Origin of the sequence: Burkholderia theae, assembly GCF_048565265.1 — a bacterium.
Taxonomy (GTDB): Bacteria; Pseudomonadota; Gammaproteobacteria; order Burkholderiales; family Burkholderiaceae; genus Burkholderia; species Burkholderia theae.
In genome coordinates this window covers 2687470-2709502 of sequence record NZ_CP183462.1, presented here as the reverse complement: position 1 = coordinate 2709502, position 22033 = coordinate 2687470, and the positions used below count along the sequence as shown (strand labels likewise).

General features: G+C 65.2%; 32 protein-coding genes. 18 read left to right on the top strand and 14 right to left on the bottom strand.

Features of this window, described 5'->3' with window-relative positions:
• The first annotated feature begins 66 nt into the window (after positions 1 to 66).
• The 7 genes from pobA to ACN22W_RS29755 all read left to right on the top strand — a co-directional run bounded on the left by pobA (position 67) and on the right by ACN22W_RS29755 (position 7033).
• Positions 67 to 1299: a 4-hydroxybenzoate 3-monooxygenase gene (pobA, locus tag ACN22W_RS29785; RefSeq protein ID WP_419688197.1), complete on the top strand. Its 1233-nt coding sequence runs from the start codon at positions 67 to 69 to the stop codon at positions 1297 to 1299.
• Positions 1300 to 1442: 143 nt separating this feature from the next.
• Positions 1443 to 2162, top strand: a complete 720-nt coding sequence (locus tag ACN22W_RS29780) for a 3-oxoacid CoA-transferase subunit A (protein ID WP_048250596.1) — start codon at positions 1443 to 1445, stop codon at positions 2160 to 2162.
• A gap of 12 nt (positions 2163 to 2174) precedes the next feature.
• Complete coding sequence (locus tag ACN22W_RS29775) at positions 2175 to 2831, top strand: CoA transferase subunit B (RefSeq protein ID WP_006482308.1); 657 nt, start codon at positions 2175 to 2177, stop codon at positions 2829 to 2831.
• An 88-nt stretch (positions 2832 to 2919) separates the two neighbouring features.
• Positions 2920 to 4293 carry a 3-carboxy-cis,cis-muconate cycloisomerase gene (locus ACN22W_RS29770; RefSeq protein WP_419688196.1) on the top strand — a complete coding sequence of 458 codons (1374 nt, stop codon included), beginning with the start codon at positions 2920 to 2922 and terminating at the stop codon, positions 4291 to 4293.
• Complete coding sequence (pcaD, locus tag ACN22W_RS29765; RefSeq protein ID WP_129516164.1) at positions 4293 to 5078, top strand: 3-oxoadipate enol-lactonase; 786 nt, start codon at positions 4293 to 4295, stop codon at positions 5076 to 5078. The genes ACN22W_RS29770 and pcaD overlap by 1 nt, the downstream gene beginning before the upstream one ends.
• A 10-nt stretch (positions 5079 to 5088) precedes the next feature.
• Complete coding sequence (gene pcaC, locus ACN22W_RS29760) at positions 5089 to 5475, top strand: 4-carboxymuconolactone decarboxylase (protein ID WP_419688195.1); 387 nt, start codon at positions 5089 to 5091, stop codon at positions 5473 to 5475.
• Between the two features lie 199 nt (positions 5476 to 5674).
• Positions 5675 to 7033 carry an MFS transporter gene (locus ACN22W_RS29755; protein WP_129516166.1) on the top strand — a complete coding sequence of 453 codons (1359 nt, stop codon included), beginning with the start codon at positions 5675 to 5677 and terminating at the stop codon, positions 7031 to 7033.
• A 57-nt stretch (positions 7034 to 7090) separates the two neighbouring features.
• On the opposite strand, the gene ACN22W_RS29750 is transcribed toward ACN22W_RS29755, so the two are convergent.
• Positions 7091 to 7339: a hypothetical protein gene (locus ACN22W_RS29750; protein WP_048250588.1), complete on the bottom strand. Its 249-nt coding sequence runs from the start codon at positions 7337 to 7339 to the stop codon at positions 7091 to 7093.
• 108 nt (positions 7340 to 7447) lie between these two features.
• Positions 7448 to 8065: a LysE family translocator gene (locus tag ACN22W_RS29745; RefSeq protein WP_343491103.1), complete on the bottom strand. Its 618-nt coding sequence runs from the start codon at positions 8063 to 8065 to the stop codon at positions 7448 to 7450.
• Positions 8066 to 8316: 251 nt separating this feature from the next.
• Here ACN22W_RS29745 and ACN22W_RS29740 point away from each other — a divergent pair, with 251 nt between their 5' ends.
• The 5 genes from ACN22W_RS29740 (at position 8317) to ACN22W_RS29720 (ending at position 11581) form a co-directional block, all read left to right on the top strand.
• A complete protein-coding gene (locus ACN22W_RS29740; RefSeq protein ID WP_129516173.1) occupies positions 8317 to 8628 on the top strand; it encodes a DUF2282 domain-containing protein in 312 nt (103 codons plus the stop codon).
• 33 nt (positions 8629 to 8661) lie between these two features.
• Positions 8662 to 9573, top strand: a complete 912-nt coding sequence (locus ACN22W_RS29735) for a DUF692 domain-containing protein (RefSeq protein ID WP_419688194.1) — start codon at positions 8662 to 8664, stop codon at positions 9571 to 9573.
• Positions 9563 to 10342, top strand: coding sequence for a putative DNA-binding domain-containing protein (locus ACN22W_RS29730; protein ID WP_419688193.1), 780 nt, complete (start codon positions 9563 to 9565; stop codon positions 10340 to 10342). Before ACN22W_RS29735 ends, ACN22W_RS29730 begins: the two co-directional genes overlap by 11 nt.
• A 5-nt stretch (positions 10343 to 10347) precedes the next feature.
• Entirely contained in the window at positions 10348 to 10851 is a 504-nt protein-coding gene (locus tag ACN22W_RS29725; RefSeq protein ID WP_419688192.1) for a DoxX family protein, read from the top strand.
• Positions 10852 to 10939: 88 nt separating this feature from the next.
• Positions 10940 to 11581, top strand: a complete 642-nt coding sequence (locus tag ACN22W_RS29720) for a DUF1109 domain-containing protein (protein ID WP_419689855.1) — start codon at positions 10940 to 10942, stop codon at positions 11579 to 11581.
• Positions 11582 to 11600: 19 nt separating this feature from the next.
• On the opposite strand, the gene ACN22W_RS29715 is transcribed toward ACN22W_RS29720, so the two are convergent.
• Together ACN22W_RS29715 and ACN22W_RS29710 are read right to left on the bottom strand one after the other, a co-directional pair.
• Positions 11601 to 12242: a DUF1109 domain-containing protein gene (locus ACN22W_RS29715; protein WP_419688191.1), complete on the bottom strand. Its 642-nt coding sequence runs from the start codon at positions 12240 to 12242 to the stop codon at positions 11601 to 11603.
• Entirely contained in the window at positions 12239 to 12763 is a 525-nt protein-coding gene (locus tag ACN22W_RS29710; protein ID WP_240674527.1) for a sigma-70 family RNA polymerase sigma factor, read from the bottom strand. The genes ACN22W_RS29715 and ACN22W_RS29710 overlap by 4 nt, the downstream gene beginning before the upstream one ends.
• 456 nt (positions 12764 to 13219) lie before the next feature.
• On the opposite strand from ACN22W_RS29710, the gene ACN22W_RS29705 reads away from it, so the two are divergent.
• The 3 genes from ACN22W_RS29705 (at position 13220) to ACN22W_RS29695 (ending at position 16171) form a co-directional block, all read left to right on the top strand.
• On the top strand, positions 13220 to 13813 hold the full coding sequence (locus ACN22W_RS29705) for a TetR/AcrR family transcriptional regulator (protein ID WP_129516179.1): 594 nt from the start codon (positions 13220 to 13222) through the stop codon (positions 13811 to 13813).
• A gap of 154 nt (positions 13814 to 13967) precedes the next feature.
• Positions 13968 to 14930, top strand: a complete 963-nt coding sequence (locus tag ACN22W_RS29700; protein ID WP_419688190.1) for a 2OG-Fe dioxygenase family protein — start codon at positions 13968 to 13970, stop codon at positions 14928 to 14930.
• A gap of 5 nt (positions 14931 to 14935) precedes the next feature.
• On the top strand, positions 14936 to 16171 hold the full coding sequence (locus ACN22W_RS29695) for an MFS transporter (protein ID WP_419688189.1): 1236 nt from the start codon (positions 14936 to 14938) through the stop codon (positions 16169 to 16171).
• Between the two features lie 102 nt (positions 16172 to 16273).
• Here the strand turns inward: ACN22W_RS29695 and ACN22W_RS29690 are convergent, their stop codons facing one another.
• Positions 16274 to 16897, bottom strand: a complete 624-nt coding sequence (locus ACN22W_RS29690; RefSeq protein WP_129517350.1) for a trimeric intracellular cation channel family protein — start codon at positions 16895 to 16897, stop codon at positions 16274 to 16276.
• A 517-nt stretch (positions 16898 to 17414) separates the two neighbouring features.
• Between ACN22W_RS29690 and ACN22W_RS29685 the strand changes: the two genes are divergently transcribed.
• The 3 genes from ACN22W_RS29685 to ACN22W_RS29675 all read left to right on the top strand — a co-directional run bounded on the left by ACN22W_RS29685 (position 17415) and on the right by ACN22W_RS29675 (position 18552).
• On the top strand, positions 17415 to 17567 hold the full coding sequence (locus ACN22W_RS29685; protein WP_343491096.1) for a hypothetical protein: 153 nt from the start codon (positions 17415 to 17417) through the stop codon (positions 17565 to 17567).
• Positions 17568 to 18099: 532 nt separating this feature from the next.
• The gene (locus ACN22W_RS29680) at positions 18100 to 18285 is read left to right on the top strand and encodes a hypothetical protein (protein ID WP_193101924.1); all 186 of its coding nucleotides are present in this window, start codon (positions 18100 to 18102) and stop codon (positions 18283 to 18285) included.
• A complete protein-coding gene (locus tag ACN22W_RS29675; protein WP_193101922.1) occupies positions 18286 to 18552 on the top strand; it encodes a DUF1488 domain-containing protein in 267 nt (88 codons plus the stop codon). It begins immediately after the preceding gene.
• 10 nt (positions 18553 to 18562) lie between these two features.
• Here ACN22W_RS29675 and ACN22W_RS29670 read toward each other — a convergent pair whose 3' ends face one another.
• The 9 genes from ACN22W_RS29670 to ACN22W_RS29630 form a co-directional block, all read right to left on the bottom strand.
• Positions 18563 to 18904, bottom strand: coding sequence for a hypothetical protein (locus ACN22W_RS29670; protein ID WP_412023423.1), 342 nt, complete (start codon positions 18902 to 18904; stop codon positions 18563 to 18565).
• 47 nt (positions 18905 to 18951) lie between these two features.
• A complete protein-coding gene (locus ACN22W_RS29665; protein WP_105391362.1) occupies positions 18952 to 19158 on the bottom strand; it encodes a hypothetical protein in 207 nt (68 codons plus the stop codon).
• Between the two features lie 9 nt (positions 19159 to 19167).
• A complete protein-coding gene (gene rpsU / locus ACN22W_RS29660) occupies positions 19168 to 19380 on the bottom strand; it encodes a 30S ribosomal protein S21 (RefSeq protein ID WP_129516188.1) in 213 nt (70 codons plus the stop codon).
• 33 nt (positions 19381 to 19413) lie between these two features.
• Positions 19414 to 19623 carry a hypothetical protein gene (locus ACN22W_RS29655; protein WP_129516189.1) on the bottom strand — a complete coding sequence of 70 codons (210 nt, stop codon included), beginning with the start codon at positions 19621 to 19623 and terminating at the stop codon, positions 19414 to 19416.
• Positions 19624 to 19670: 47 nt separating this feature from the next.
• The gene (locus tag ACN22W_RS29650; protein ID WP_412025593.1) at positions 19671 to 19955 is read right to left on the bottom strand and encodes a hypothetical protein; all 285 of its coding nucleotides are present in this window, start codon (positions 19953 to 19955) and stop codon (positions 19671 to 19673) included.
• A 335-nt stretch (positions 19956 to 20290) separates the two neighbouring features.
• Positions 20291 to 20557, bottom strand: a complete 267-nt coding sequence (infA, locus tag ACN22W_RS29645) for a translation initiation factor IF-1 (RefSeq protein WP_343491093.1) — start codon at positions 20555 to 20557, stop codon at positions 20291 to 20293.
• 135 nt (positions 20558 to 20692) lie between these two features.
• Positions 20693 to 20845 (bottom strand): hypothetical protein, encoded by a 153-nt coding sequence (locus tag ACN22W_RS29640; protein ID WP_412025570.1) that lies wholly within the window; start codon positions 20843 to 20845, stop codon positions 20693 to 20695.
• Positions 20846 to 21095: 250 nt separating this feature from the next.
• Complete coding sequence (locus ACN22W_RS29635) at positions 21096 to 21299, bottom strand: cold-shock protein (RefSeq protein WP_129516191.1); 204 nt, start codon at positions 21297 to 21299, stop codon at positions 21096 to 21098.
• Positions 21300 to 21640: 341 nt separating this feature from the next.
• Complete coding sequence (locus ACN22W_RS29630; protein ID WP_129516192.1) at positions 21641 to 21925, bottom strand: hypothetical protein; 285 nt, start codon at positions 21923 to 21925, stop codon at positions 21641 to 21643.
• Between the last annotated feature and the right edge of the window lie 108 nt (positions 21926 to 22033).

Here is a 22033-nt window from a genome sequence, read left to right as displayed (position 1 = left end):
TGCCGCATAGTCGGGAAAGCGCTCAAATGTGTTCCATTACTCGAACCAATGTTCAGGAGACGAACAATGCGCACCCAGGTCGCGATCATCGGCGCCGGTCCGTCCGGCCTTCTGCTGTCCCATTTGCTGCGCCCGCAAGGCGTCGATTCCATCCTCGTCGAAGCGCGTTCGCGCGAATACTGCGAGAACCGCATCCGCGCCGGTGTGCTGGAGCAGGGCACGGTCGACACGCTGAACGACGCCGGCCTCGGCGACCGGATGCGCCGCGAAGGGCTCGAGCATCACGGCATCGAGCTGCTGTTCTCGGGCCAGCGCCACCGCATCGACCTGTCCGCGCTCACCGGCGGGCGCGCGATCACCGTCTACAGCCAGCATGAAGTCGTGCGCGACCTGATCGCGGCCGGCGTCGAGCATGGCCACGCGATGCACTTCGAAGTCAGCGACGTCGCGCTGCACGACGTCGAGGGCGAGCACCCGTTCGTCACGTTCAAGCATGCGGACGGCCGCGCGGACCGCATCGACTGCGACTACATCGCCGGTTGCGACGGCTTCCACGGCATCGCGCGCCAGACGATCCCGGCCGAGCGGCTGAACACGTTCGAGCGCGTCTACCCGTTCGCGTGGCTCGGTATCCTCGCCGACGCGGCGCCGTCGCTCGACGAACTCGTCTACGCGCACCACGACAACGGCTTCGCGCTGTTCTCGATGCGCTCGCCGACGGTCACGCGCCTCTATCTGCAGTGCAAGCCCGACGAGGACCTCACCGAATGGTCCGACACGCGGATCTGGGACGAATTGCACACGCGCTTCTCGAACGACACCGGCTGGACGCCGACCGAGGGCCGGATCACGCAGAAAAGCGTGACGCCGATGCGCAGCTTCGTGTCGGAGACGATGCAGCACGGCCGGCTGTTCCTCGCCGGCGACGCCGCGCACATCGTGCCGCCGACCGGCGCGAAGGGGATGAACCTCGCGGTGGCCGACGTCCGCGCGCTGTCCCGCGCGCTCGGCGCGCGCTACCGGACGGGTGACTCGACGCCGCTCGATACGTATTCGGCGACCTGCCTCGAACGCGTGTGGCGCGCCGAGCACTTCTCGTACTTCATGACGAACATGCTGCATTCGTCGCCGGAGGACTCGCCGTTCGTCAATCGCCTGAAGTTTGCCGAGCTGAAATACGTGACGCGCTCGCGGGCCGCCGCGCAGTCGCTCGCCGAAAACTACGTCGGATTGCCGTTCGACGACGCGACGGCCCCCGAGGCAACCCGCCTTGACAACGCGCTGTGCACGACTCTATGATCGGCCCATCGTTCGCTAATCGAATCTAGGTTCGAATAGCGAACAAATACCGGAGTCGAGATCGGCCCCGGCGCGGCACGCGAAACGCGCGTGTCCCCTCGACAGGCCGCGCATCGTGCCGCGGGTTCGTATCAGGAAGAGACATGGTCAACAAGATTTTCGAATCGCTTCAGTCGGCGGTTGCCGACGTCCACGATGGCGCGACAATCATGATCGGCGGCTTCGGCACGGCCGGCATGCCGTCCGAGCTGATCGACGCGCTGATCGAACAGGGCGCGCGCGACCTGACGATCGTCAACAACAACGCGGGCAACGGCGAGACGGGCCTGGCGGCGCTGCTCAAGGCGAAGCAGGTGCGCAAGATCATCTGTTCGTTCCCGCGCCAGAGCGACTCGCAGGTGTTCGACGCGCTGTACCGCGCGGGCGAGATCGAGCTGGAGCTCGTGCCGCAGGGCAACCTCGCGGAGCGCATCCGCGCGGCGGGCGCCGGTATCGGCGGTTTCTTCACGCCGACGGGTTTCGGCACCAAGCTCGCGGAAGGCAAGGAAACGCGCGTGATCGACGGCAAGCAGTACGTGTTCGAGACGCCGATCCACGCCGATTTCGCGCTCGTGAAAGCGTACAAGGGCGATCGCTGGGGCAATCTCGTGTATCGCAAGACCGCGCGCAACTTCGGGCCGATCATGGCCAGCGCCGCGAAGGTCGCGATCGTGCAGGTGTCGGAAGTCGTGCCGCTCGGCGGGCTGAACCCGGAACACATCGTGACGCCGGGCATTTTCGTCCAGCGCATCGTCGAGGTGCCGCAGGCCGCGCATGCGGCCGAGCTGGCCGCCGAACACGCTTCGTCGCACGCCGCGGCTTAAGGAGATATCCAGATGAAACGACTGACCCGCGATGAAATGGCCAAGCGCGTCGCCCAGGACATCCCCGAAGGCGCGTACGTGAACCTCGGCATCGGCGTGCCGACGCTGGTGGCGAACCACCTCGACCCGAGCAAGGAAATCTTCCTGCATAGCGAGAACGGGCTGCTCGGCATGGGCCCCGCGCCCGCGCCCGGCGAGGAAGACGACGAACTGATCAACGCCGGCAAGCAGCACGTGACGCTGCTCACGGGCGGCGCGTATTTCCACCATTCCGATTCGTTCGCGATGATGCGCGGCGGCCACCTCGACTACTGCGTGCTCGGCGCGTTCCAGGTGTCCGCCAACGGCGACCTCGCGAACTGGCATACGGGCGCACCCGATGCGATTCCGGCCGTCGGCGGCGCGATGGATCTCGCGATCGGCGCGAAGCAGGTGTTCGTGATGATGGAGCACCTGACGAAGCAGGGCGAAAGCAAGATCGTCGCGCAGTGCTCGTATCCGGTTACCGGCGTGCAATGCGTGAGCCGCATCTATACGGATCTCGCCGTGCTCGACGTGACGGCCGACGGCCTCGCGGTGAGCGAGATCTTCACCGACCTGTCGTTCGACGAACTGCAGAAGCTGACCGGCGTGCCGCTGATCGACGCAACGCAAAAGGCCGCTGCCTGAACCGGAGGCGTGCCGGCGCGCGCGTTCGTGCGCATCCCGGCACGCTTGGGTAGACAATAGGCGCACGCCGTTTCCCCCATCTGATGCCATGCTCGAAGACAGCGCCCGCCTGACCTCCCTCATCTGCGGCACCGAGCCGCTCAACCGGATCTGGTCGCCTCGCGCGACGATCCAGCGGATGCTCGACGTCGAGGCCGCGCTCGCGCGCGCGCTCGCCGCGCAGCAGGTGATTCCCGCCGCCGCGGTCGCGCCGATCGAGCGCGCATGCGACGCCGGCCGGCTCGACGCCGATGCGCTCGCACACGGCGCGGCGCTCGGCGGCAATCTTGCGATTCCGCTCGTCAAGCAGCTCACCGCGCAAGTGAAGGCCGACGACCCCGAGGCCGCGAAGTTCGTGCACTGGGGCGCGACGAGCCAGGACATCATCGATACCGCTACCGTGCTGCAGCTGCGCGACACGCTCGACGTGCTCGAGCCGATGCTCGACGAAGCGTGCGCATCGCTCGCGGCGCTCGCGCGCACGCATCGCGCGACGCCGATGATCGGCCGTACCTGGCTGCAGCAGGCGCTGCCGATCACGCTCGGCCTGAAATTCGCTCAATGGCTCGATGCGCTGCTGCGCCATCGCGCGCGCTTCGCCGAATTGCGTGCGCGCGTGCTGGTGCTGCAGTTCGGCGGCGCGGCCGGCACGCTCGCGAGCCTGCGCGAGCACGCGCGCGGCGTGACGGCCGCGCTCGCGGCCGACCTGCGGCTCGCGGCGCCGGCCGTGCCATGGCATACGCAGCGCGACCGCATCGCGGAAGCCGCGTCTTGCTTCGGCATGCTGATCGGCACGCTCGGCAAGATCGCGCGCGACGTATCGCTGCAGATGCAGACCGAAGTCGGCGAGCTCGGCGAACCGGCCGCCGCCGGCAAGGGCGGCTCGTCGACGATGCCGCACAAGCGCAACCCGGTCGGCTGCGCGGCCGTGCTGACCGCGGCTATCCGCGCGCCGAACCTCGTCGCGACCGTGTTCGCGGGGATGGTCCAGGAGCACGAGCGGGCGCTCGGCGGCTGGCAGGCCGAATGGGAGGCGCTGCCCGACCTCGCGCGCCTGACGGGCGGCGCGCTCGCGCAGATCGCGCAGATCGTCGCGGGCCTCGACGTCAATACCGAACGCCTTGCCGCGAACCTCGACCTGACGCACGGGCTGATCCTCGGCGAAGCCGTGATGCTCGCGCTCGGCGACCGGATCGGCCGGCTCGATGCGCATCACGTCGTCGAGCACGCGTCGAAGGAAGCCGTGCGCACCGGCGCGACGCTGTTCGACGTGCTCGCCGCCGATGCGACCGTCTCGGCGCACCTGTCGCGCGATGCGCTCGCGCGGCTGCTCGATCCCGCACATTACGTCGGCGAGGCGCAGGCCTATGTCGACGCCGTGCTCGCGCTGCATGCGGGCACGACCCAACCAGGAGAACATTGATGCCTTTCGCCACTGTCAACGGCGTGAAACTGCATTACCGGATCGACCGTGCCGCGCGCGACGACGCGCCGTGGCTCGTCTTCTCGAACTCGCTCGGTGCCGACCTGCAGATGTGGGCGCCGCAGATCCGTCCGCTCACGCAGCACTTCAACATCCTGCGCTACGACACGCGCGGCCACGGCCATTCCGATGCGCCGGCCGGGTCGTACACGATCGAGCAGCTCGCCGGCGACGTGATCGGCCTGCTCGACCACGTCGGCATCGCGCGCGCGCATTTCTGCGGGATCTCGATGGGCGGACTGACCGGCGCCGCGCTGGCCGCGCGCTACCCGTCGCGCATCGTTCGCGCGGTGCTGTCGAACACTGCTGCAAAGATCGGTTCGCCGGAAGTGTGGGCGCCGCGTGCGCAGAAGGCGCGTGCCGAAGGGATGGCCGCGCTCGCCGACGCCGTGCTGCCGCGCTGGTTCACCGACGCGTTCGTCGAACGCGAGCCGCGCATGTTCGACGCGATCCGCGACACCTTCGTGCATACCGACAAGGACGGTTATGCGGCGAACTGCGACGCGCTGAACGCGGCCGACCTGCGCGACGAAGTGAAGGGCATCACGCTGCCGGTGCTCGTCGTGACTGGCGCGAAGGACATGTCGACGCCGCCCGACCAGGGGCGCGCGCTCGCGGCTGCGATTCCCGGTGCGCTTCACATCGAATTCGATGCCGCGCATATTTCGAACATCGAGTGCACCGGCGGCTTCAACCGCGCGCTGCTCGATTTCCTGACCGCGTGAGGCCACTGCGATGGACGACCAGGAACGTTATGAAGCAGGGATGAAGGTGCGTCGCGCGGTGCTCGGCGACGCGCACGTCGACCGTTCGCTCGGGAACCGCACCGAGGTGACCGACGAATTCCAGAACCTGATCACGCGCTATGCATGGGGCGAGATCTGGACGCGCGACGGCCTGCCGCGCCATACGCGCAGCCTGCTGACCATCGCGATGATGGTGGCGCTGAACCGCGGCGAGGAACTGGCGCTGCATCTGCGCGCCGCGCGCAACAACGGCGTGACGCGCGACGAGATCAAGGAAGTGCTGCTGCAGACCGCGATCTATTGCGGCGTGCCGGCCGCGAATTCCGCGTTCCACCTCGCGGACAAGATCTTCAAGGAACAGGACGAGGCCGCATAAGACGGCCGGTCAGGGGCGGCCGGCTGAGGGCGGCCGCAACCGATCGCGTGGCTCGCCGTCGCAGGCGTGCCTTCGGCGATCGAATCGATGAACGCGCTGGCAGAGTATCGGCGCGCAGCGCACCGTATGGCCGGTGGGCGAACAAAGGAAGGGCGCGGCTGCGATGCCGTCTTGCTCATAACTATTCAGGAGACTCGCGATGAATCGCGCACCCGTGGTCGATGTCCAGACCTTCATCAACGAGCAGCCGTTCGGCGGCTTTCAGTGGCTCGTGTTCCTCATGTGTTTCGTGATCGTGCTGCTCGACGGCTTCGATACGGCCGCGATCGGTTTCATCGCGCCGTCGCTGCTCGGCGAATGGAACCTCACCAAGCCCGATCTCGCACCCGTGCTGAGCGCCGCGCTGTTCGGCCTCGCGTGCGGCGCGCTCGTGTCGGGCCCGCTGTCCGACCGGCTCGGGCGTCGTTCGCTGCTGCTCGGCTCGGTGTTCCTGTTCGGCGTCGCGTGTTTCGTGTCCGCCTTCTCGACCACCATCGGGCACCTGACGATCCTGCGTTTCGTCACCGGCGTCGGGCTGGGTGCGGCGATGCCGAACGCGGTCACGATGATGGGCGAGTTCTGCCCGGACAAGCGCCGCGCGACCGTGATCAACCTGATGTTCTGCGGCTTTCCGCTCGGCGCCGCGTTCGGCGGTTTCCTGGCCGCGTGGATGATTCCGCATTTCGGCTGGCGCAGCGTGCTGATGCTCGGCGGCGTGACGCCGCTGCTGCTCGGCGTGCTGCTGCTGCTGAAGATGCCGGAATCGGTGCGCTTCATGGTCGCCAGCGGCCAGGCGGTCGACAAGATCCGCGCGACGCTCGCGCGCATTTCGCGCGACGCGCTGAACGCCGGCTCGTTCGCGATGACCGAAGCCGCACCGCAGACGGGCAGCAAGGGCCTCGGCGTCGTGCTGTCGCGCTCGTACATCGTCGGCTCCGTGATGCTGTGGATCGCTTACTTCATGGGCCTCGTGATCTTCTACGCGTCGATCAACTGGATGCCGATCCTGCTGAAGGATGCCGGCCTGACGCCGAAGAGCGCGACGCTGATCTCGGCGCTGTTCCCGCTCGGCGGCGTGGGCGCCGTGCTGTGCGGCGTGCTGATGGACCGTTTCAACGCGAACCGCGTGATCGCCGTGTGCTACGCGCTGACGGCCGTGAGCGTGTATGCGATCGGGCAGGCGGCCGGCAACGTCGGGCTGCTCGTGCTGGTCGTGTTCGTGGCCGGCGTGCTGATGAACACCGCGCAATCGTCGATGCCGGCGCTTGCCGCTGCGTTCTATCCGACCGAGGGGCGCGGCACCGGTGTCGCGTGGATGCTCGGCGTGGGCCGCTTCGGCGGGATTGCCGGGTCGTTCCTCGTCGCGGAACTGACGCGCCGGCACTTCTCGTTCGCGGGGGTGTTTGCGACGATCGCCGTCGCGGGCCTGCTCGCGTGCGTCGCGCTGCTGATCAAGCAGATGGCGCGGCCGCATGGCGTCGCGCAGCCGGCCGGCAAGATCGAGTCGCTCGGGCATTGAGCGACGTGCGGGCCGGTGCGATGCGCCGGCCCGCGGTGAGCGGCGTCCTTCGCGCCGTTATTCTTCCGCGTCGTGTTCCTTGACGAAGTTGCGCAGATACGCGCGCAGCGCGGCCTCCCGGCCGCGATGATCGGCGAGGTTCGCGGCGCCCATCTCTTCCTCTTCACCGAACAGCGTGGGCGGCGCGCAGTAAGTGCCGACTTCGATGTTGTCGCGCAGCACGCGGATGTCGTGCGTGAGCGGGTGATACTCGGCGACCCAGTGCATCCCCTCGATGTGTTCGCCCGTCCTCAGCAATGGCTTCATCGGCGTTTCTCCCGGAAGCAGCGGCGGAACCGGCGAAGCGGCTGCGCGCGCCCGTACCAAAAGGGTACGCCTGCATCGCGTGAACCTCAACGGGCGCGCTGTGAGCGCTCACTGCGGCAGCAGGTGCACGACGAGCGGATACAGCGATAGGATCAGCAGCACGGCCATCGTCACGTTGAAGATGCGCAACGCGCGGCGGTTCGACAGGAAGCGCCGCAGGCCGAGGCCGAACGCGGCCCAAAGGCAGATGCACGGAAAGCCGATCAGGATGAACACGACGGCCATCCACGCTGCGTTCATCCCGTAGTCGGCGGACAGACGGACGGTTGTCGCGGCGGTCAGCACCATCATCCAGGCTTTCGGATTGACCCACTGGAACGCGGCGGCTTCGATGAACGTCATCGGCCGCGGCTTGGCGCCGTGCGCCTTCACTTCGCCCGATGTGCCGATGCGCCACGCGAGGTACAGCAGGTACGCGACGCTCGCGGCTTCGAGGATCGTGTACAGCACCGGCATGCGCTTGAACGCTTCGCCGAGACCGAAGCCGACGCTGAGCATCAGGATCGCGACGCCAATGCTGATGCCGAACAGGTGCGGCATCGTGCGGCGGAAACCGAAATTCACGCCGGATGCGAGCAGCATCGTGTTATTGGGGCCGGGTGTGATCGACGTGACGAGCGCGAACAGCATGCCGGCGGGCAGCGCGCTCAGGGTGAGGAATTCCATCGCGGATTCTCCATTCGGTTCGAGACTGGGATGGAGATCAGTTTAGCGACGGTTGACGGTACAGTACCGGTACAGTTGGTTTGACGATTGCCGGTACGGGGAGGCTTGGTCAGATCGCCGCCGGCTTCGATGTGGGACTTCGAATCCCAGCAACAAATAATTTTCGCCCGGTGTAACCGATCGCGCGGGTCGCACGAATTAACTTGCGTACCCACGACGGGTACCTTCCAGATCAATCATCGGAGAACACCATGTCGGCAAAACTCTCGCTCAATTCCGCACTGCTCATCGGCGCCGTCGCCAGCCTCGTCGCCTCGGTTGCGCATGCCGCGCCGCTCACGAAAGCCGAGGCCGACGCCGCCGTCGCCGCCCACAAGGAGAAGTGCTTCGGCGTCGCGTTGAAGGGACAGAACGACTGTGCGGCTGGCCCCGGCACGACTTGCCAGGGCACCTCGACCGTCGACTTCCAGGGCAACTCGTGGAAGTTCGTCCAGGGCGGCACGTGCACGAGCATCCAGGTGCCGGGCGGCGGTCACGGTTCGCTCACGGCGATGAAGTCGTAACGCGCATCGACAAGAGGAAATCCGGAGGCGATCATGAAAAGTTTGATCAGTATTGCGAAACATACGAACAGTGATCGCCTCCATTGCACACCGCCGCTTGTTGGCACGAGTTTCAAACCTTGCCACCTTGCGGACATCCTCGGTGACGGACTGCAGGACGGCTTCTTCGAGGTGCACGCGGAGAACTACATGGGTGCGGGCGGGCCGCCGCATCGGGCGCTGAGCGCGCTGCGCGAAACCTATCCGGTCTCCGTGCATGGCGTGTGCCTGTCGATCGGCGGACCATCGCCGCTCGATCCGCATCACCTCGCCCGCTTTCGCGACGTCGTCGCGCGCTACGAACCCGTGCTCGTTTCCGAGCATCTTGCGTGGTCGTCGCACGGCGGCGCCTTCTACAACGACCTGCTGCCGCTGCCCTATACGCAGTCGACGCTCGACCGGGTCTGCGCGCATGTCGACCAGGTTCAGGACGCGATTGCGCGCCCGCTCCTGCTTGAGAATCCGTCGACCTACGTCGGGTTCGCGTCGTCGACGATGAGCGAAACCGAATTCATCGCGGCGGTCGCCCGGCGTACCGGTTGCGGCCTGCTGCTCGACATCAACAACGCCTACGTGTCGGCGACCAATCACGGTTGCTCGGCCGCTGACTATCTCGCGGCCTTTCCGCTCGAACAGGTCGGCGAGATCCATCTGGCCGGGCACAGCGAACAACGCGACGACGAGGACGAACCGCTCCTCATCGACAGCCACGATCGCCCGGTCGCCGGCCCCGTATGGCAGTTGTACGCGAGCGTGATCGCCCGTACCGGCCCGGTGCCGACCCTCGTCGAATGGGACAGCCAGCTTCCCGACTGGTCCGTTCTGCGCGCGCAGGCGCTGGAAGCCCGCCGGATCATGAATGCTCCCGTCGCATCGCCCATGGAGGTAGCCGATCATGCGCTCTGATGCGATCCCTTCCGATTACGCGTGCGCGTTCGCGCCGGGCCTCACGAATCCGTCGATCGGCGCGCCGGACGACGCGATCGCCTACGGGCAAAAGCGCGTCGCCCGCCGCTACGACGTGTACCGCAACAACGTGACGGTTAGCCTGATCGACGCGCTCGCCGCGATTTATCCGTCCGTGCAACGCATCGCCGGTGTCGAGTTCTTCCGCGCGATGGCGCGCTTCCACGTGCGAGAAACGTTGCCCGTCTCACCGCTGCTGTTCGAATACGGCCGCGACTTTCCGGACTTCATCGCCAGGTACGAATACGCCCGCGCGATGCCGTGGCTTGCGGATACCGCCCGTATCGAGCGCGCGTGGCTTGACGCGTATCACGCGGCCGATCTGCCGACGCTCGCCGCTGATGCATTCGCGACGATCGCGCCGGATTCGCTGGCCGCGGTACGTCTCGTTCCGCATCCGGCCACCCGTATCGTGCGCTCGCCGTATCCGGCCGTCGCGATCTTCGCGATGAACCGGGCCGATGGCCCCGTCGTGCCGCTGCGCTCCGGCGAAGCGGAGGACGCGCTCGTCACGCGCCCGACGCACGACGTGATCGTCTCCCGGCTCCCGCCCGGCGGCGCGGCGTTCCTGATCAGCCTGATCGACGGAGCGTCGCTCGGCGACGCGGTCGCGATCGCCCTCGAAGACAATCCCGCCTTCGATCTCGCGGCCGGCTTGCACGGCATGATCGAAGCCGGCGCATTTACCGCCGTCCACTCTGGAGCTTGACTGCCATGTCCGATCTACACACTGTCGAACGCGCGCCGCTGCACGCGCTCGCATCGCTCGTCAGCCGTGCGCGGCACGGCGTTCAGTGGCTTGCCCGCCCCTGGCTTGCGCAACTTGCGCTGAGGCTCGCGCTCGCGGTGCCGTTCTGGAAATCCGGCATCCTCAAATGGGACGGTTTCCTGCGGCTCAACGACACCGCGATCGACTTGTTCACGAGCGAATTCAAGCTGCATCTGCCCGGCGGCCCGTACCCGTTTCCCGCTCCGGCCGTGTTCGCCTTTCTGTCCGGTTGCGGGGAGGTGCTGTTCCCGGTGCTGCTGGTACTCGGCCTCGGTACGCGATTCGCAGCGGCCGGCCTGTTCGTGATGACCTGCATCGTCGAACTGACGGTGCCGGACGGCTGGCCGATTCACCTGACATGGGCCGCGATGGCCCTCGGCATCGCGGCGTGGGGTCCGGGGCGCTTGTCGATCGACTACTTGCTCGGCGACCGCTCGCCGCGCGACTGAGCCGCGCACCGGGGCCGCCGGATTTCCGCGGTGCGGCAACGCGCCGTCGTGCCGCCCCGGAACGCTGGCCGTCCTTTGCCTCTTCATGATGAAAACCCGAGACCTGGTTACCCGGCTGGCAGCCGATCTGAAGCCGGTCGAACCCGGCGCGGTTTCGCAGCAGCTTTACCGCGCGCTCGTTGTCGGCTTCTCCGGCAGCACTGCGCTTCTCGTCGCGTTGTATGGCATCCGCAGCGACATGCCGCAACTGATCCTGACGACGATGTTCTGGGCGCGGCTCGCGTTTCCGCTCGCCGTCGTCTTCTCTGCGACGAGGCTCGCCGAACGCCTCGGTCGCCCCGGCGCGCAACTGTGCCCCGCGGGGCTCGCGATTGCGCTGCCGGTCGCCGCGATGCTGCTCGCCACGGGCGGTGTGCTGATCGCAACCCCGCCCGGCTATCGGTTGCAGCTGGTACTCGGAACGACTTGGCGGACCACGGTCGCGGATGTCGTGCTGCTGTCGTTGCCGCCACTGGCCGCCGCCTTGCATGCGATGAAGCAGCTCGCGCCGACGCGTCTCATGCTCGCCGGCGCGGGCGCCGGTCTCCTTGCCGGCGCACAGGCACTCATCGTCTATTCGCTCTACTGCGCCGAGATGTCGATACCGTTCTGGGGCGTCTGGTACGTGCTGTCGCTCGTGCTGACGGTGGGCCTGGGTGCGGTGCTTGCGCCGGTCTGGCTGCGCTGGTGACGCGCCGGGCGGGCCGCGCCTACCAGCGCAGCCAAACCGGCGCGACGAGTGCGCCGAGCGCAGCGGGCAATGCCATCCCGAGCAGATACCAGACGCTCCAGAATGCCGGGCTCATTTCCGGGCAGTGGAAACAGTAGGCGATCGTTGCGATCGCACTCGCGGCGAGTCCCGCCGCCGCGCCCGCGGTACGCAGCCGCGTCGGCGCCAGCCCCCGGATCGCAACGAACATCGCCACGAACCCGGGCACCGACAGCAGAACGATGTTGAACGGACACACGCGCCACGTCTGACCGAGCACGACCGCGAGCCGGTCGCCTGATCCGGCTGACGCGATCGCAAGGAGGCCCGCGATCCAGACCTCCACGACGCCGACGCCGACGATCGGCCAGCCGGCACCGACGGCCGCGCCGGGGCGGGCGAGCCGCACGGCCGCCACGATCGCACCCGCCGCCACGCAAACCGGAAACGCGAGCTTCGCCCAGAAGAGCGGCGTGCGCATCACGGCCGACAGATCGGGGCGCACGCCGAACGCGATCGTCATCAGCAGCACGGCGCCCACCGCGGCAATGGCGAACGCACCGCCCAGGCGCCGGGCCGGGACACCCCGCTCGACGGGTGTGATACCCGTCGCCAATATGTCGATGAAATCGTCCGTTTTCATATCATTCCCCGCACGCGCGCCGCGAGCGCCTTCAGTCCTCTGTGGATGCTGACCTTGACGACGGATTCGGACGCACCGATCAGTTGCGCCGCCTCGGCAACCGACAAGCCCTGCAGCTTCACATGCAGGATCGATAGCCGCTGTTTGTCCGGCAGATGATCGAGCAGCCGGCCGATGTCGCGATGCGCGTCGGATGCATCGTCGTCGGGTTCGGAAAAGATGTCCGTGTGATCGTCGATCGGATCGTGCAGCGCTTCGCGGCGGGCGCGCGTCCGGAAAAAATCCATCAGCTTGTAGCGCGCGATCGCATGCACCCATGCCGTCAGCGGTTCGTCCGCGCGATACGTATGACGTGCATTATGGACGGCGAGCAGGATCTCTTGCACGAGATCCTCGATGTCCGCATCGAACTGCGGAATTCGCTTGCGGAGAAAGCCGCGCACGTGGCGGGTCAGCTCCGACAGGAACGACCGGTAATCCGACGCATTGCCGGCGAGGCCGCTGACGAACAGGGCTTTCAGGCGGGATTCCACGGGATGCAAGATCGGCCTCCGGATCTATCGCACCGAGCCGTCTCGCCGCGGCCGCGTTACGTCCCGCGCGCCGGGGCCCGCTGCTCGCGCCAGCGCGTCCGGCCGACCCGCGAGCCTGCGATCGACGCCGTTCGGTTCGTCTGCGACCGCTACTCGTCCGTTCCCGATGCCCATGCCGCGGTTCCTTGTTCGATTCGATGTTCTGTCCGGACCGATGGATCGGCCGGAAACCGTACGCGCCTGCCGCGATGAAACCGCACTGCGCGGCGATCTCGATTCCACCACGCCGGGAAACGGCAGATGGCGATCCCCGGCGCCGGGCGGTCCGCCAGCTTGCCACCGTGTCGCGCCAAGCAATTTTAGATCGACCGATCTAGAATATCGCGGTACCCCGCCCATTGCAATGCGGGGCGTTGCGCGCGCCCGGAAAGGAGGAACACGACCATGGCCCGTCCCCGGGAATTCGACGAATCGGCCGCACTCGACGCCGCGGTCTACCGCTTCTGGGTCCACGGCTACGAGGCGACGTCGGTGCGTGATCTCGCACACGACATGGGCATCACGGGCGCGAGCCTCTACAACGCGTTCGGCGACAAGCGCACGTTGTTTCGGCGCGCGCTCTCGCACTATGTCGATCGCAGCTTTGGCGACCGGCAATCGCGGCTCGAGGCAACGTTGCCGCCTCGCGAGATCATCAAGGGCTTCTTCCGCGAGATCATCGACCGTTCCGTTGACGACGAGGACCGGAAAGGGTGTCTCCTGGTCAATTCGGCGCTCGAAATCGCGCCGCACGACCCGGAATTCCAGTCGATGATCACCGGTGTGCTGGACAGGGTGCGGGCGTTCTTCCGGAACCAGATCGCCGCCGGCCAGGCGTCGGGGGACATCCCGTCCGACCGTTCGGCCGATGATCTGGCGAGCCTGCTGCTCGGGGTGCATCTGGGCATCCGCGTGCTCGCGCGTACGCGGCCGGAGCGCGCGCTGCTCGAAGGGCTTGCGCGGCCGGCGCTCGCGCTTCTCGGCGACGGCGCTGACTGACCGCGCGGCAGCGGCACCTTGGCGTTTGGCCGATGCGTCGCGCAGCGACGCGCATGCGAGAGCTATTGGTCTACGATAGCGGCCGAGAAGCGATGCGGCTGGATCGAAAACGACCGACGTGGGGTGACCTGACGCGGCGTGACCGCGACGGCATGTGGGGTATCTCGATCGCATCCGGCGGCGCTCAAGGACATCGTCGGTCTGGAAACTCTATCTGCTGATGCTGACACGGGCACCCGGTCCGCACGAGCGCCTGCAAAACGGCTGCGCGCGGCGGAAGGACGGCAGCATTACTCGATGTTCGGCGTTGTTTCCCGAGCAGAGCGGGCAATTCAAGGGGATCAACGGATTCGATTCCGGCATTGCCGATCCGGCGATCATCGAATGCAAGGTCGCCTGCCCCGCGGACACCATGTCCATCGATACCATCATCGACGATCTGAATCGGCACGACTATTGCCATGCGCCCGGCTTCCACGGCCTGATTTGCCGCGATGGCGACGAGGAAGTCGCGTTCAAGCGCCACTGGGAGCGTCTGTCTGTCGACGAGAACTACAGGAACTACACGCGGCGCGAGCGGCGTTTCCTGCTGTATCGCTTCGTGCCCGGGCAACCGCTGGAGATCGACCGGAACACGAATTTCGAGCCGACCGCGACCTACGACGTGGATTACACGCCGGGTGTCAATCGACTGACCTACGCCGAGGATTCCTTCATCGACAGTGCGATTCTCCGCCAGCGTCTGGAGACGGATATCGCGATCCTTGGAAGCCGGCTGGTCCCGGGGCGCGAGTACACGATCGATGTTCACCTGTTCCGGATCATTGCCGAACACGGCGCGGTCAGCCCGACCACGTCCGGGATTCACCAGGACGGGCTGGAGTGGGTCTTCATGCATTTCATCGACAGTGGCAATATCCGGCCGGTGGTGTCGGAGATCCACGCGTCGAAAGGCTCCACCGTACCGTTGCTCGCGCAACCATTGACGGATTTCCTCGATACCGTGATCCTGAACGACGCCGTGCTCTATCACAGCGCCAACGCCGTTCAGCAGGCGAATCAGGACGAACTCGCGTTCCGGAACATGCTGCTGATTTCCTTTTCTTCAGCGAGATGACTTTCATGAAATCCGAGCTGGTTCTAGAAAAACGCGCTTCATCCTCGTTGACGCAGTTGTACGCGTGGCTGTCGTTCAAGACGATCTCCGATATCAGTTCGACGATGATCAGCATCGTGCTGGCGACGTACGCGCTGGAGGTCACGGGATCCGCCGCGCTGCTGGGCCTGACGATGGCATCGCGCCTGCTCGGCGCGGTCGCGGGAGGCGCGGCGGTGCCGCGTCTGCGCAGGTTCTCCCGCCGCACGCTGATCTTCTCGGCCGAAGCCGGCAGCGCACTGGCGATCGGCGTGCTGGCTGTATCGCCGCGTGACGCCGACACGGTGCTCATCTATTTCGTGCCGTTCTTTATCGGCTTGTTCCAGGGCATGTACCGGGTGTCGATCATGTCCGAGGTACCGGAAATGGTCGGGCAGGAAGGGCGGCATCGCTTCAACGCGATCCTGAGCGCGACCGACGGCGTGTCGGTGGTCGGCGGCAGTCTGATCGCGTCGGTCGTCACGCAATATCTGGCTTACAAGAGCGTGTTCCTGATCGATTCGATCACGTTCGCGATTTCCGCCATCGCGTTTCTGCTGCTGGTGAGCAACATGCCGCGCCAGCAACACGCGGCCGAGGCGACGCAGGCGTCCGCCGCCGGGGCGGCGTCAGGCGCGGCGCGCTATCTGTCGGCTGTCGTGATGCTGGTGATCGGCGCGCGCTTCGTCGAGGCGTTCGGCTCGGGTACGCACAACGTCGGTTTTCCGATCAGGTCGCGGTTGTTCGACGCGAATCATCCCGCGTTTCTGTATGGCTGGTTGATGGCGGTGTGGGGCGTCGGCCGGCTCGTTTCCGCAGCTGTGACGCCGCGTTTGCTGGAGCGCCTCGAACTGCGTCGCCAGCCGCTCGAGCCGTACTTCATCGGGTTGCTGATCCTGACTTTCGCGTGTTTCCTCGGCGTGTTCGAAGTGCAGACGATGGTCGGCATGTTGGGCTTCGTCCTGTTGGCCGGCATTTTCGACGCGGCCACGGAGACGGTCTACTACTCGTTGCTGCAATCGACGCCGACGGCGTCACGTGATCGCGTGATCGGCGTGTCGTACGTCGCGGAACGAGCAGGGCTCGGGCTGGGAATGCTGGCGGTCGGGTTCGTGTTTTCCCGACTGGGAACGGACGTCACGGCGTTGCTGTTCTACTGCGGATCCATCGCACTGGCCGGCCTGGCATTCGTGGGCGTCAAAAGACGCCTGGCGCGGGGGTGAGCGGTTCGGCCGACAGACTGATTCCGTGCGCATGCTCCGACGGGAATCGTCCGGAGCATGATGCACGGTTTGTCGTTGGTTCTCGCTCGCGATATGTCGTCTTTATCCGAGCTGCGCGCGCGGCAGATGCCAGCCATAACGGACGGCGGTGAGCCGCAGCGCAAAGCAGGCGATGCCCGCACCCACCGCCGCAACGACTGGTGGCAAACCTGCCCGGCGGCCAGCGACGACGAGTGCCCCGCCGACGAACGCCGCGCTCGCGTATATGTCGCTGACCAGAACCATCGGCACACGCGCGAGCAAAAGGTCGCGCACGACACCACCGCCGACGCCCGTCACGGTGCCCATCAGCGCCGCGATGAATGGACCGATCCCGTATTCGACCGCTTTCTGCGCGCCGGCGACCGCAAACAACGCGAGCCCGGCCGCGTCGAGCGCGATGAGAATGTGGTCGGGAATGCCGAGGATTTGCGCGTGAAACACGAAGGTGACGAGCCCCATCGTGAACGCCAGCGCGGGATAGCGCCAGTCACGGATCGCACTCGGCGGCGCGGCACCGATCAACAGGTCGCGGACGACGCCGCCACCGAGCGCGACGGTGAACGCGATGACCATCACGCCGAGCAGATCGAGGCCGCCGCGCATTGCGGCGACCGCGCCTTCGATAGCGAACACCGCCGTGCCAGCCAGATCGGCTGCGAGAACGAGCTTCGTCGTAGTTTTCATTGAGCGCAGAACAGAAGAACCCGCGCAAGCGCGCGGACGTTGTAGCGCCACCGGTTTCCGAGTCAGGCTGTTGGCGAGGCACGCTGATGGCTACGAGGCGTTCCCCGATGCCGAACCGGGTCCCGGAATATCGGTGGTGGTCAAACGAATCGTACGTGAATCGAATCCGGAACTCGACGCGACTGAGCCCCTTGAGCTGCGGGTCGAGCCGATCGTGATTGTACGTGTGGCGTGAGCAGGCTTCGGAAGGCGAGACGGGGTGGGCTACGGAGTGATGAGCCACGATGAGGCGCCTGCCGACGGGAAGTCTGCAGAAGCAGGCCAAAGGCAGGCCCTTTTTGTCTGGCGTACTCGGAAATCGACCGGAATCGAAGCGACACTGCCGTCCGCCATCTGACCGCCGGGCCAGAGAAATGCGGATTGATTCTCTGAGGGCCAGAAGCCAGCCCGGACGCTGGTTTCCGTGAGTGCATCACCTACAATGTAAAGATGGTCGCGACCTGGTAAGGAGGCTGCCATGACTCAGTCAATGATTAGCTTTGTGGTTGGCCTGGCGGTCGTATTGGCCATCGCGGTGATGCTGGCGGCACGTTACCTGCGTGACCACAAGGGCGAAGGGATGGCTCAGTGGCTCGATGCACATCACATGGGGTGGATGCACAGGCATTGATGGCGTGATCGACGAAGCGGTTCCGATCGCGCGCTGCAGAGCAGTGACGACAGTTGCGCGCCGCGTCGAACCCGTTGCGGCGCGCACAGTGCTTCATCGGGTCGTGTGGCCGTGAAATACGTCGGCCGGCGGCAGCCATGTCCGGGTTGATGACACGCGTGTGGCGCAAGAGGGATCGCGCCGCTCGTGTCGTTGACGCGAGATAGCGCTTGCGTGGCCGTGATATAGGGCGCATTCTCATGAGGTTCGAGGTGCGCGACCGGTCGTTTTGTTTCGACTCCTTACGCTTCCCCCCAGTCCGCACGGCTGCGCAGAAAGCGCATCCCAACGATCCCGCGCGCGAACGTCGAAGCTGCGAACTTCGCGCGTCAACCCGGCCTCGCCATGAGGCTCGATCCGGTAGTTCAGTGCGCAACAGAGGCCGTTGGCGGCAAGCCCGCGGGTAAGTCGTCCGTGCGCCCTGCAGGGCGCACGACGAAATTCGGTCGCCGCGACGGTCCTGACATTTGAAATTCACTTTTCGGGAACCGGCATGCCCAAGCAAACCGAACGGAAGTCAGCCACGCCCGTCAGGCACAACGATTATGTCGACGCACAAAAGTCTCGTGCGTTGGCCCTGAAGCGCGCGGATATCGAGCGTGCCGAAAAGCGGCGCGAAAATGACGCGCGCATCAACGTCAACGCGAGCAAGTGGCGTTATATCTGCCAGGAGGGTTAGATGGGGAAAAGCGACGCGACACTCAACTTTCCTAATCCCAGTCGCACCTACGACATGTCCAGACACTGCGTGTGCTTCTGGGGTTACGACAATTCTCGCGAGATTACGTTTCTGGTCGACGATACGATGCTGGCGAAGCTGAATTCCGACCTGGATTCCAGCGAGCCCGCGTTGCTGGCGGCGTTCGATCGTAACCGCGACCGGATCCTGGGGCTCGCCAGGGAACTGTACAAGGGCGGTGCCCAGAACCGGTACATGATCTCGTGAGCGTGGTCTCTCAGACCTGCTCGCGAAGGTAGCGGACGCACTTCCTCCGCAGACTCAACCGATCCGCGAGCGGATTTCGCGGCGGGAACGTCAGGTCTTTTTCCACACCAGCGAGCGATTCCGACAATGCGGCGTTGTCGACCGGGCGGACTGACTTCGCTATCTGAAGGGATGCATGGCCTATCCAGACACGATCGCGCCACTCACATTTGGCGCGATGGACGATAAGCCATGCTTGCAGCGATTCGACGAGCTGAAACGGCGACAGCCACTCGCGCGTCTTCCTTTCGGTGGCGAGTTGCAGGACAACGAGAAAACAGAGCAAATCTACGTACTTGGTCGGGACGCGCATAGTCCATCTTCTGGTTGTCGATGCTCGCGAGTGTGCCGGCGTGGGCATCATCCCTGAATGCTGAGCGCCTTTTCGATCGCGGCAATCAGTTTGAACGCATCGTCCCGCCCGATCAGAAAACCGCGGCTGGTGTACTCACATCCGAAGGCGTAGAAGCTCGGCAACAGTGTCACCATGTCTTTCTGCTGATCGAAATCGACTTCGCATTTCGTCAGCGGGAAAAACGGCGGCGCTTCGCCCGGCATGTTGTACACGATGCGCTCCTAGTACATTTTGCGAGGCGGCAACATGCGCTTCGCGCGCAGGCGTTGCCGGGCAACGGCGCTGGCCTTCTTCCGCTTGCGTTCCGTCGTGGGTTTCTCATAGCCGGTGCGACTGCGCAGCTCCCGGATCAGCCCGGTTTTCTCGATGCTGCGCCGGAATCGCCGCAGTGCGACGTCGATCGGTTCGTTGACCTTGAGTGTGACTGTTGTCATGTGGATCCTGTTTGGGAGCGTTGGAACGGAAAATTAGCCGAGTCGTGTCATGACGGCACTCGCGATCTCGTCGGACTCGAACTCCGAATATCCGGCGCCGATCGAAAGCGCGCGTACCGCCACGAACATCTGCAATTCTTGTTGATGGCACTGCGCCGAGTCGGCCGTTCCGGCGGGCAAGTCGGCGTCGGTCCAGGTGACCTCGCGCCGCGTGACCAGACCGAGTAGTTCGTCGATGATCATTTCGTCCTCCAGAATGCCGACACATTGCGGTGCGTTGACGAGTCGCGTCAGAGCCCGTTGGAAAAGAAGCCCTGTTTGTCGTGGTTGTCGTCGATGATGTTCTCTGCATAGAGCACCGAAGCACGACGTGCGTCACCGGCGTTGTCGAACGGCGCGTTGTCGCGCAATCTGAAAGTCTGGCTCTGCGTCAGCGTATCGGTGGTGCCGCGAAGGCAAATCTTGACTGCCGCGTCGAAACCGGCGTCGTAGTTATGCGGACTGCCGTTCGGTGCCGCGATGTGTGGGTAAATCAGTGGATAGATCTCGAATCCACGGTAGACGTGCATGCTCATGGCAAACTCCTGGCGTTCGGCCACGGCGAATTGCATGGGCGAACACATCCGGCCCGAATCGCCGTCGTTGGGCGTGCCGGTGGGGTGAAAGGGACAACGTTGCAGCGCGGAGGCGGGGCGATGCAGCAAGAGGGTAGGTGGAGGGCGAGCGCTCGGAGGGCTGGTGATCGCTCGGATTAACCCATCATACGCGCATCGTTAGTTGGACGCCCGACTTATTCCGGATTGCGCAACACAACGCACGCGGGTGCGGCCCACGGACACACGGTATCGGGGTGTGTCGGGTTGGGCGGCGGCACCGTCGCTTTGCTTGCGCGACGATGCTCGCGATCCAGCTAGCGTCGCACGAATCGCCTTGCCGGCGAAGCGGTCGATGCGTGCTCGTCCTTGTGCCGAAAATTGATGCGGCCCTTGGTGAGATCGTAGACCGACAACTCCAGCCTTACCCGGTCGCCCGCGAGGATCCTGATACGGTGGCGGCGCATGCGCCCGGAGGCGTACGCAGCAACGATCGCGCCGTTTTCCAGTGTCACGCGGAACCTGCTGTCCGGCAGGACTTCGTCGACGACGCCGTCCAGTTCCAATAGCGCTTCCTTTGCCAAGCCAGTTCTCCCATCAAGGCGATTGCCTGCATTCGGAGGCAAGGCCGTTGTGACTACCGGACCATGCTGGCTTCGGCGCATTGCACGACAGCGGTGGCTGTCTGTTCGAAACGCAGCGGTTGGCTCGATTCGCTATTACGGAGCAAGCGGGCGCTTTTTCGGGCGCGATTTCGTGACGGTGGGAGTTTTGGGCGGCACCCAGTTCAATGCCGTGCCGAACTTCGGCAGCGTCACGGCAGGCTTGGCGCGCGGCGGAACCTTGTTACTGCGAGATGGACTGCTGGTCATGCGGGTTCTCCTGCTGCGCCGCTTGCGCGATCGGATGAACGGAGCCCGTTCGATCACGCACGCGCGGCTGGACACGCGCGCTGCGAGGGGTAATGGAGCATCTGCCTGCGCGCAGGCTCGACGCCCCGATGCGATACGGCTGGCCCGGTCGGGCCAGCATCGAGGCGCGTAGCGTCCGCAATAGCGATGCGTATGTTCAGGAAGCGGCAGTTACATGCCGCTCCATGAACAGGGTGACGGCTTTGGGCGCTTAAACGGGGGTGATGTTCGACGCCTGCAGGCCCTTGGGGCCGCTCTTCGTTTCGTAGCTGACCTTCTGGCCTTCGGCGAGGGTCTTGAAGCCATCACCGCGAATCTCGGAGAAGTGCGCGAACAGATCGTCGCCACCAGCGTCCGGCGTGATGAAGCCGAAGCCCTTGCTGTCGTTGAACCACTTGACGGTACCGGTATCCATGTTAGATCTCCTGAAAATGGACGTGCATATGCGCCACGAATGGACGCGGGGGAAAAATAATCAAGGAGGGAGAGGACAACGAATACCGCAGGCCGCGGTCAATGATGGGCAGCAATCGCGCTTCTTGAATACTTCAGCGACCGACAGTACGCCTCGTCAAGAGGTGTGTCAAGCGCTTTCGGCCGAGGGGCAGAACAAGCGACCGTCGTTCGGTCGTCGCCGATCGCGGATCCGATTGAACCGCGCCGCGTTGGGTGGAGCTTCAGCGCTTGAGAGGGTGAGGCCACGCTTGCGAAGGTCAACTGAAATCCGCTGACCTTCATGCTGGCCCCGCGGCAACGTCACAGCGTCGTCAGCAAACGCAATTGATGCTCGGTCTCGGTTCCGGTGATCAACGCAAAGGACCAGGTTTCCCGACGCTCGGTCACGGAAAGGCCTTCGGCGTCTGAGAAGATGTTCCATGCGACGTCATCGACATGCGCGAACTTTCCGCGCGCTCGCGCGAACGCGCGCAGCAGCGGGCTCGCTTCGCGGCGGAGCACCAGCCGGTCTGCATTCAACACATAAGGTGGCCAGCCGTCACGAAGGACGAGGTAGTGGGGAATGGAACTGCGGTCGATGTTCATGGGTGGCGCTGTCTGTTCCCGGGGGACTTACGTTAGCCGGTCCAACTCGTGTCATTGCAGTTCCTCGAGCAGAGTGTTCGACGTGAATGCGGAAGACCGTCGGTGACG

Bases quoted from the DNA above. Each gene is read 5' to 3' on its own strand.
- ACN22W_RS29630 (WP_129516192.1), bottom strand. From the start codon at position 21,925: ATGAACATCGACCGCAGTTCCATTCCCCACTACCTCGTCCTTCGTGAC.
- ACN22W_RS29695 (WP_419688189.1), top strand. From the start codon at position 14,936: ATGAAATCCGAGCTGGTTCTAGAAAAACGCGCTTCATCCTCGTTGACG.
- ACN22W_RS29640 (WP_412025570.1), bottom strand. From the start codon at position 20,845: ATGACCAGCAGTCCATCTCGCAGTAACAAGGTTCCGCCGCGCGCCAAG.
- ACN22W_RS29670 (WP_412023423.1), bottom strand. From the start codon at position 18,904: ATGCGCGTCCCGACCAAGTACGTAGATTTGCTCTGTTTTCTCGTTGTC.
- ACN22W_RS29755 (WP_129516166.1), top strand. From the start codon at position 5,675: ATGAATCGCGCACCCGTGGTCGATGTCCAGACCTTCATCAACGAGCAG.
- ACN22W_RS29705 (WP_129516179.1), top strand. From the start codon at position 13,220: ATGGCCCGTCCCCGGGAATTCGACGAATCGGCCGCACTCGACGCCGCG.
- ACN22W_RS29740 (WP_129516173.1), top strand. From the start codon at position 8,317: ATGTCGGCAAAACTCTCGCTCAATTCCGCACTGCTCATCGGCGCCGTC.
- ACN22W_RS29725 (WP_419688192.1), top strand. From the start codon at position 10,348: ATGTCCGATCTACACACTGTCGAACGCGCGCCGCTGCACGCGCTCGCA.
- ACN22W_RS29680 (WP_193101924.1), top strand. From the start codon at position 18,100: ATGCCCAAGCAAACCGAACGGAAGTCAGCCACGCCCGTCAGGCACAAC.
- ACN22W_RS29675 (WP_193101922.1), top strand. From the start codon at position 18,286: ATGGGGAAAAGCGACGCGACACTCAACTTTCCTAATCCCAGTCGCACC.
- ACN22W_RS29650 (WP_412025593.1), bottom strand. From the start codon at position 19,955: ATGAGCATGCACGTCTACCGTGGATTCGAGATCTATCCACTGATTTAC.
- pcaD (WP_129516164.1), top strand. From the start codon at position 4,293: ATGCCTTTCGCCACTGTCAACGGCGTGAAACTGCATTACCGGATCGAC.
- ACN22W_RS29745 (WP_343491103.1), bottom strand. From the start codon at position 8,065: ATGGAATTCCTCACCCTGAGCGCGCTGCCCGCCGGCATGCTGTTCGCG.
- pcaC (WP_419688195.1), top strand. From the start codon at position 5,089: ATGGACGACCAGGAACGTTATGAAGCAGGGATGAAGGTGCGTCGCGCG.
- ACN22W_RS29685 (WP_343491096.1), top strand. From the start codon at position 17,415: ATGACTCAGTCAATGATTAGCTTTGTGGTTGGCCTGGCGGTCGTATTG.
- ACN22W_RS29750 (WP_048250588.1), bottom strand. From the start codon at position 7,339: ATGAAGCCATTGCTGAGGACGGGCGAACACATCGAGGGGATGCACTGG.
- ACN22W_RS29780 (WP_048250596.1), top strand. From the start codon at position 1,443: ATGGTCAACAAGATTTTCGAATCGCTTCAGTCGGCGGTTGCCGACGTC.
- ACN22W_RS29735 (WP_419688194.1), top strand. From the start codon at position 8,662: ATGAAAAGTTTGATCAGTATTGCGAAACATACGAACAGTGATCGCCTC.
- rpsU (WP_129516188.1), bottom strand. From the start codon at position 19,380: ATGACAACAGTCACACTCAAGGTCAACGAACCGATCGACGTCGCACTG.
- ACN22W_RS29655 (WP_129516189.1), bottom strand. From the start codon at position 19,623: ATGATCATCGACGAACTACTCGGTCTGGTCACGCGGCGCGAGGTCACC.
- ACN22W_RS29715 (WP_419688191.1), bottom strand. From the start codon at position 12,242: ATGAAAACGGACGATTTCATCGACATATTGGCGACGGGTATCACACCC.
- ACN22W_RS29770 (WP_419688196.1), top strand. From the start codon at position 2,920: ATGCTCGAAGACAGCGCCCGCCTGACCTCCCTCATCTGCGGCACCGAG.
- ACN22W_RS29690 (WP_129517350.1), bottom strand. From the start codon at position 16,897: ATGAAAACTACGACGAAGCTCGTTCTCGCAGCCGATCTGGCTGGCACG.
- ACN22W_RS29730 (WP_419688193.1), top strand. From the start codon at position 9,563: ATGCGCTCTGATGCGATCCCTTCCGATTACGCGTGCGCGTTCGCGCCG.
- ACN22W_RS29635 (WP_129516191.1), bottom strand. From the start codon at position 21,299: ATGGATACCGGTACCGTCAAGTGGTTCAACGACAGCAAGGGCTTCGGC.
- pobA (WP_419688197.1), top strand. From the start codon at position 67: ATGCGCACCCAGGTCGCGATCATCGGCGCCGGTCCGTCCGGCCTTCTG.
- ACN22W_RS29720 (WP_419689855.1), top strand. From the start codon at position 10,940: ATGAAAACCCGAGACCTGGTTACCCGGCTGGCAGCCGATCTGAAGCCG.
- ACN22W_RS29775 (WP_006482308.1), top strand. From the start codon at position 2,175: ATGAAACGACTGACCCGCGATGAAATGGCCAAGCGCGTCGCCCAGGAC.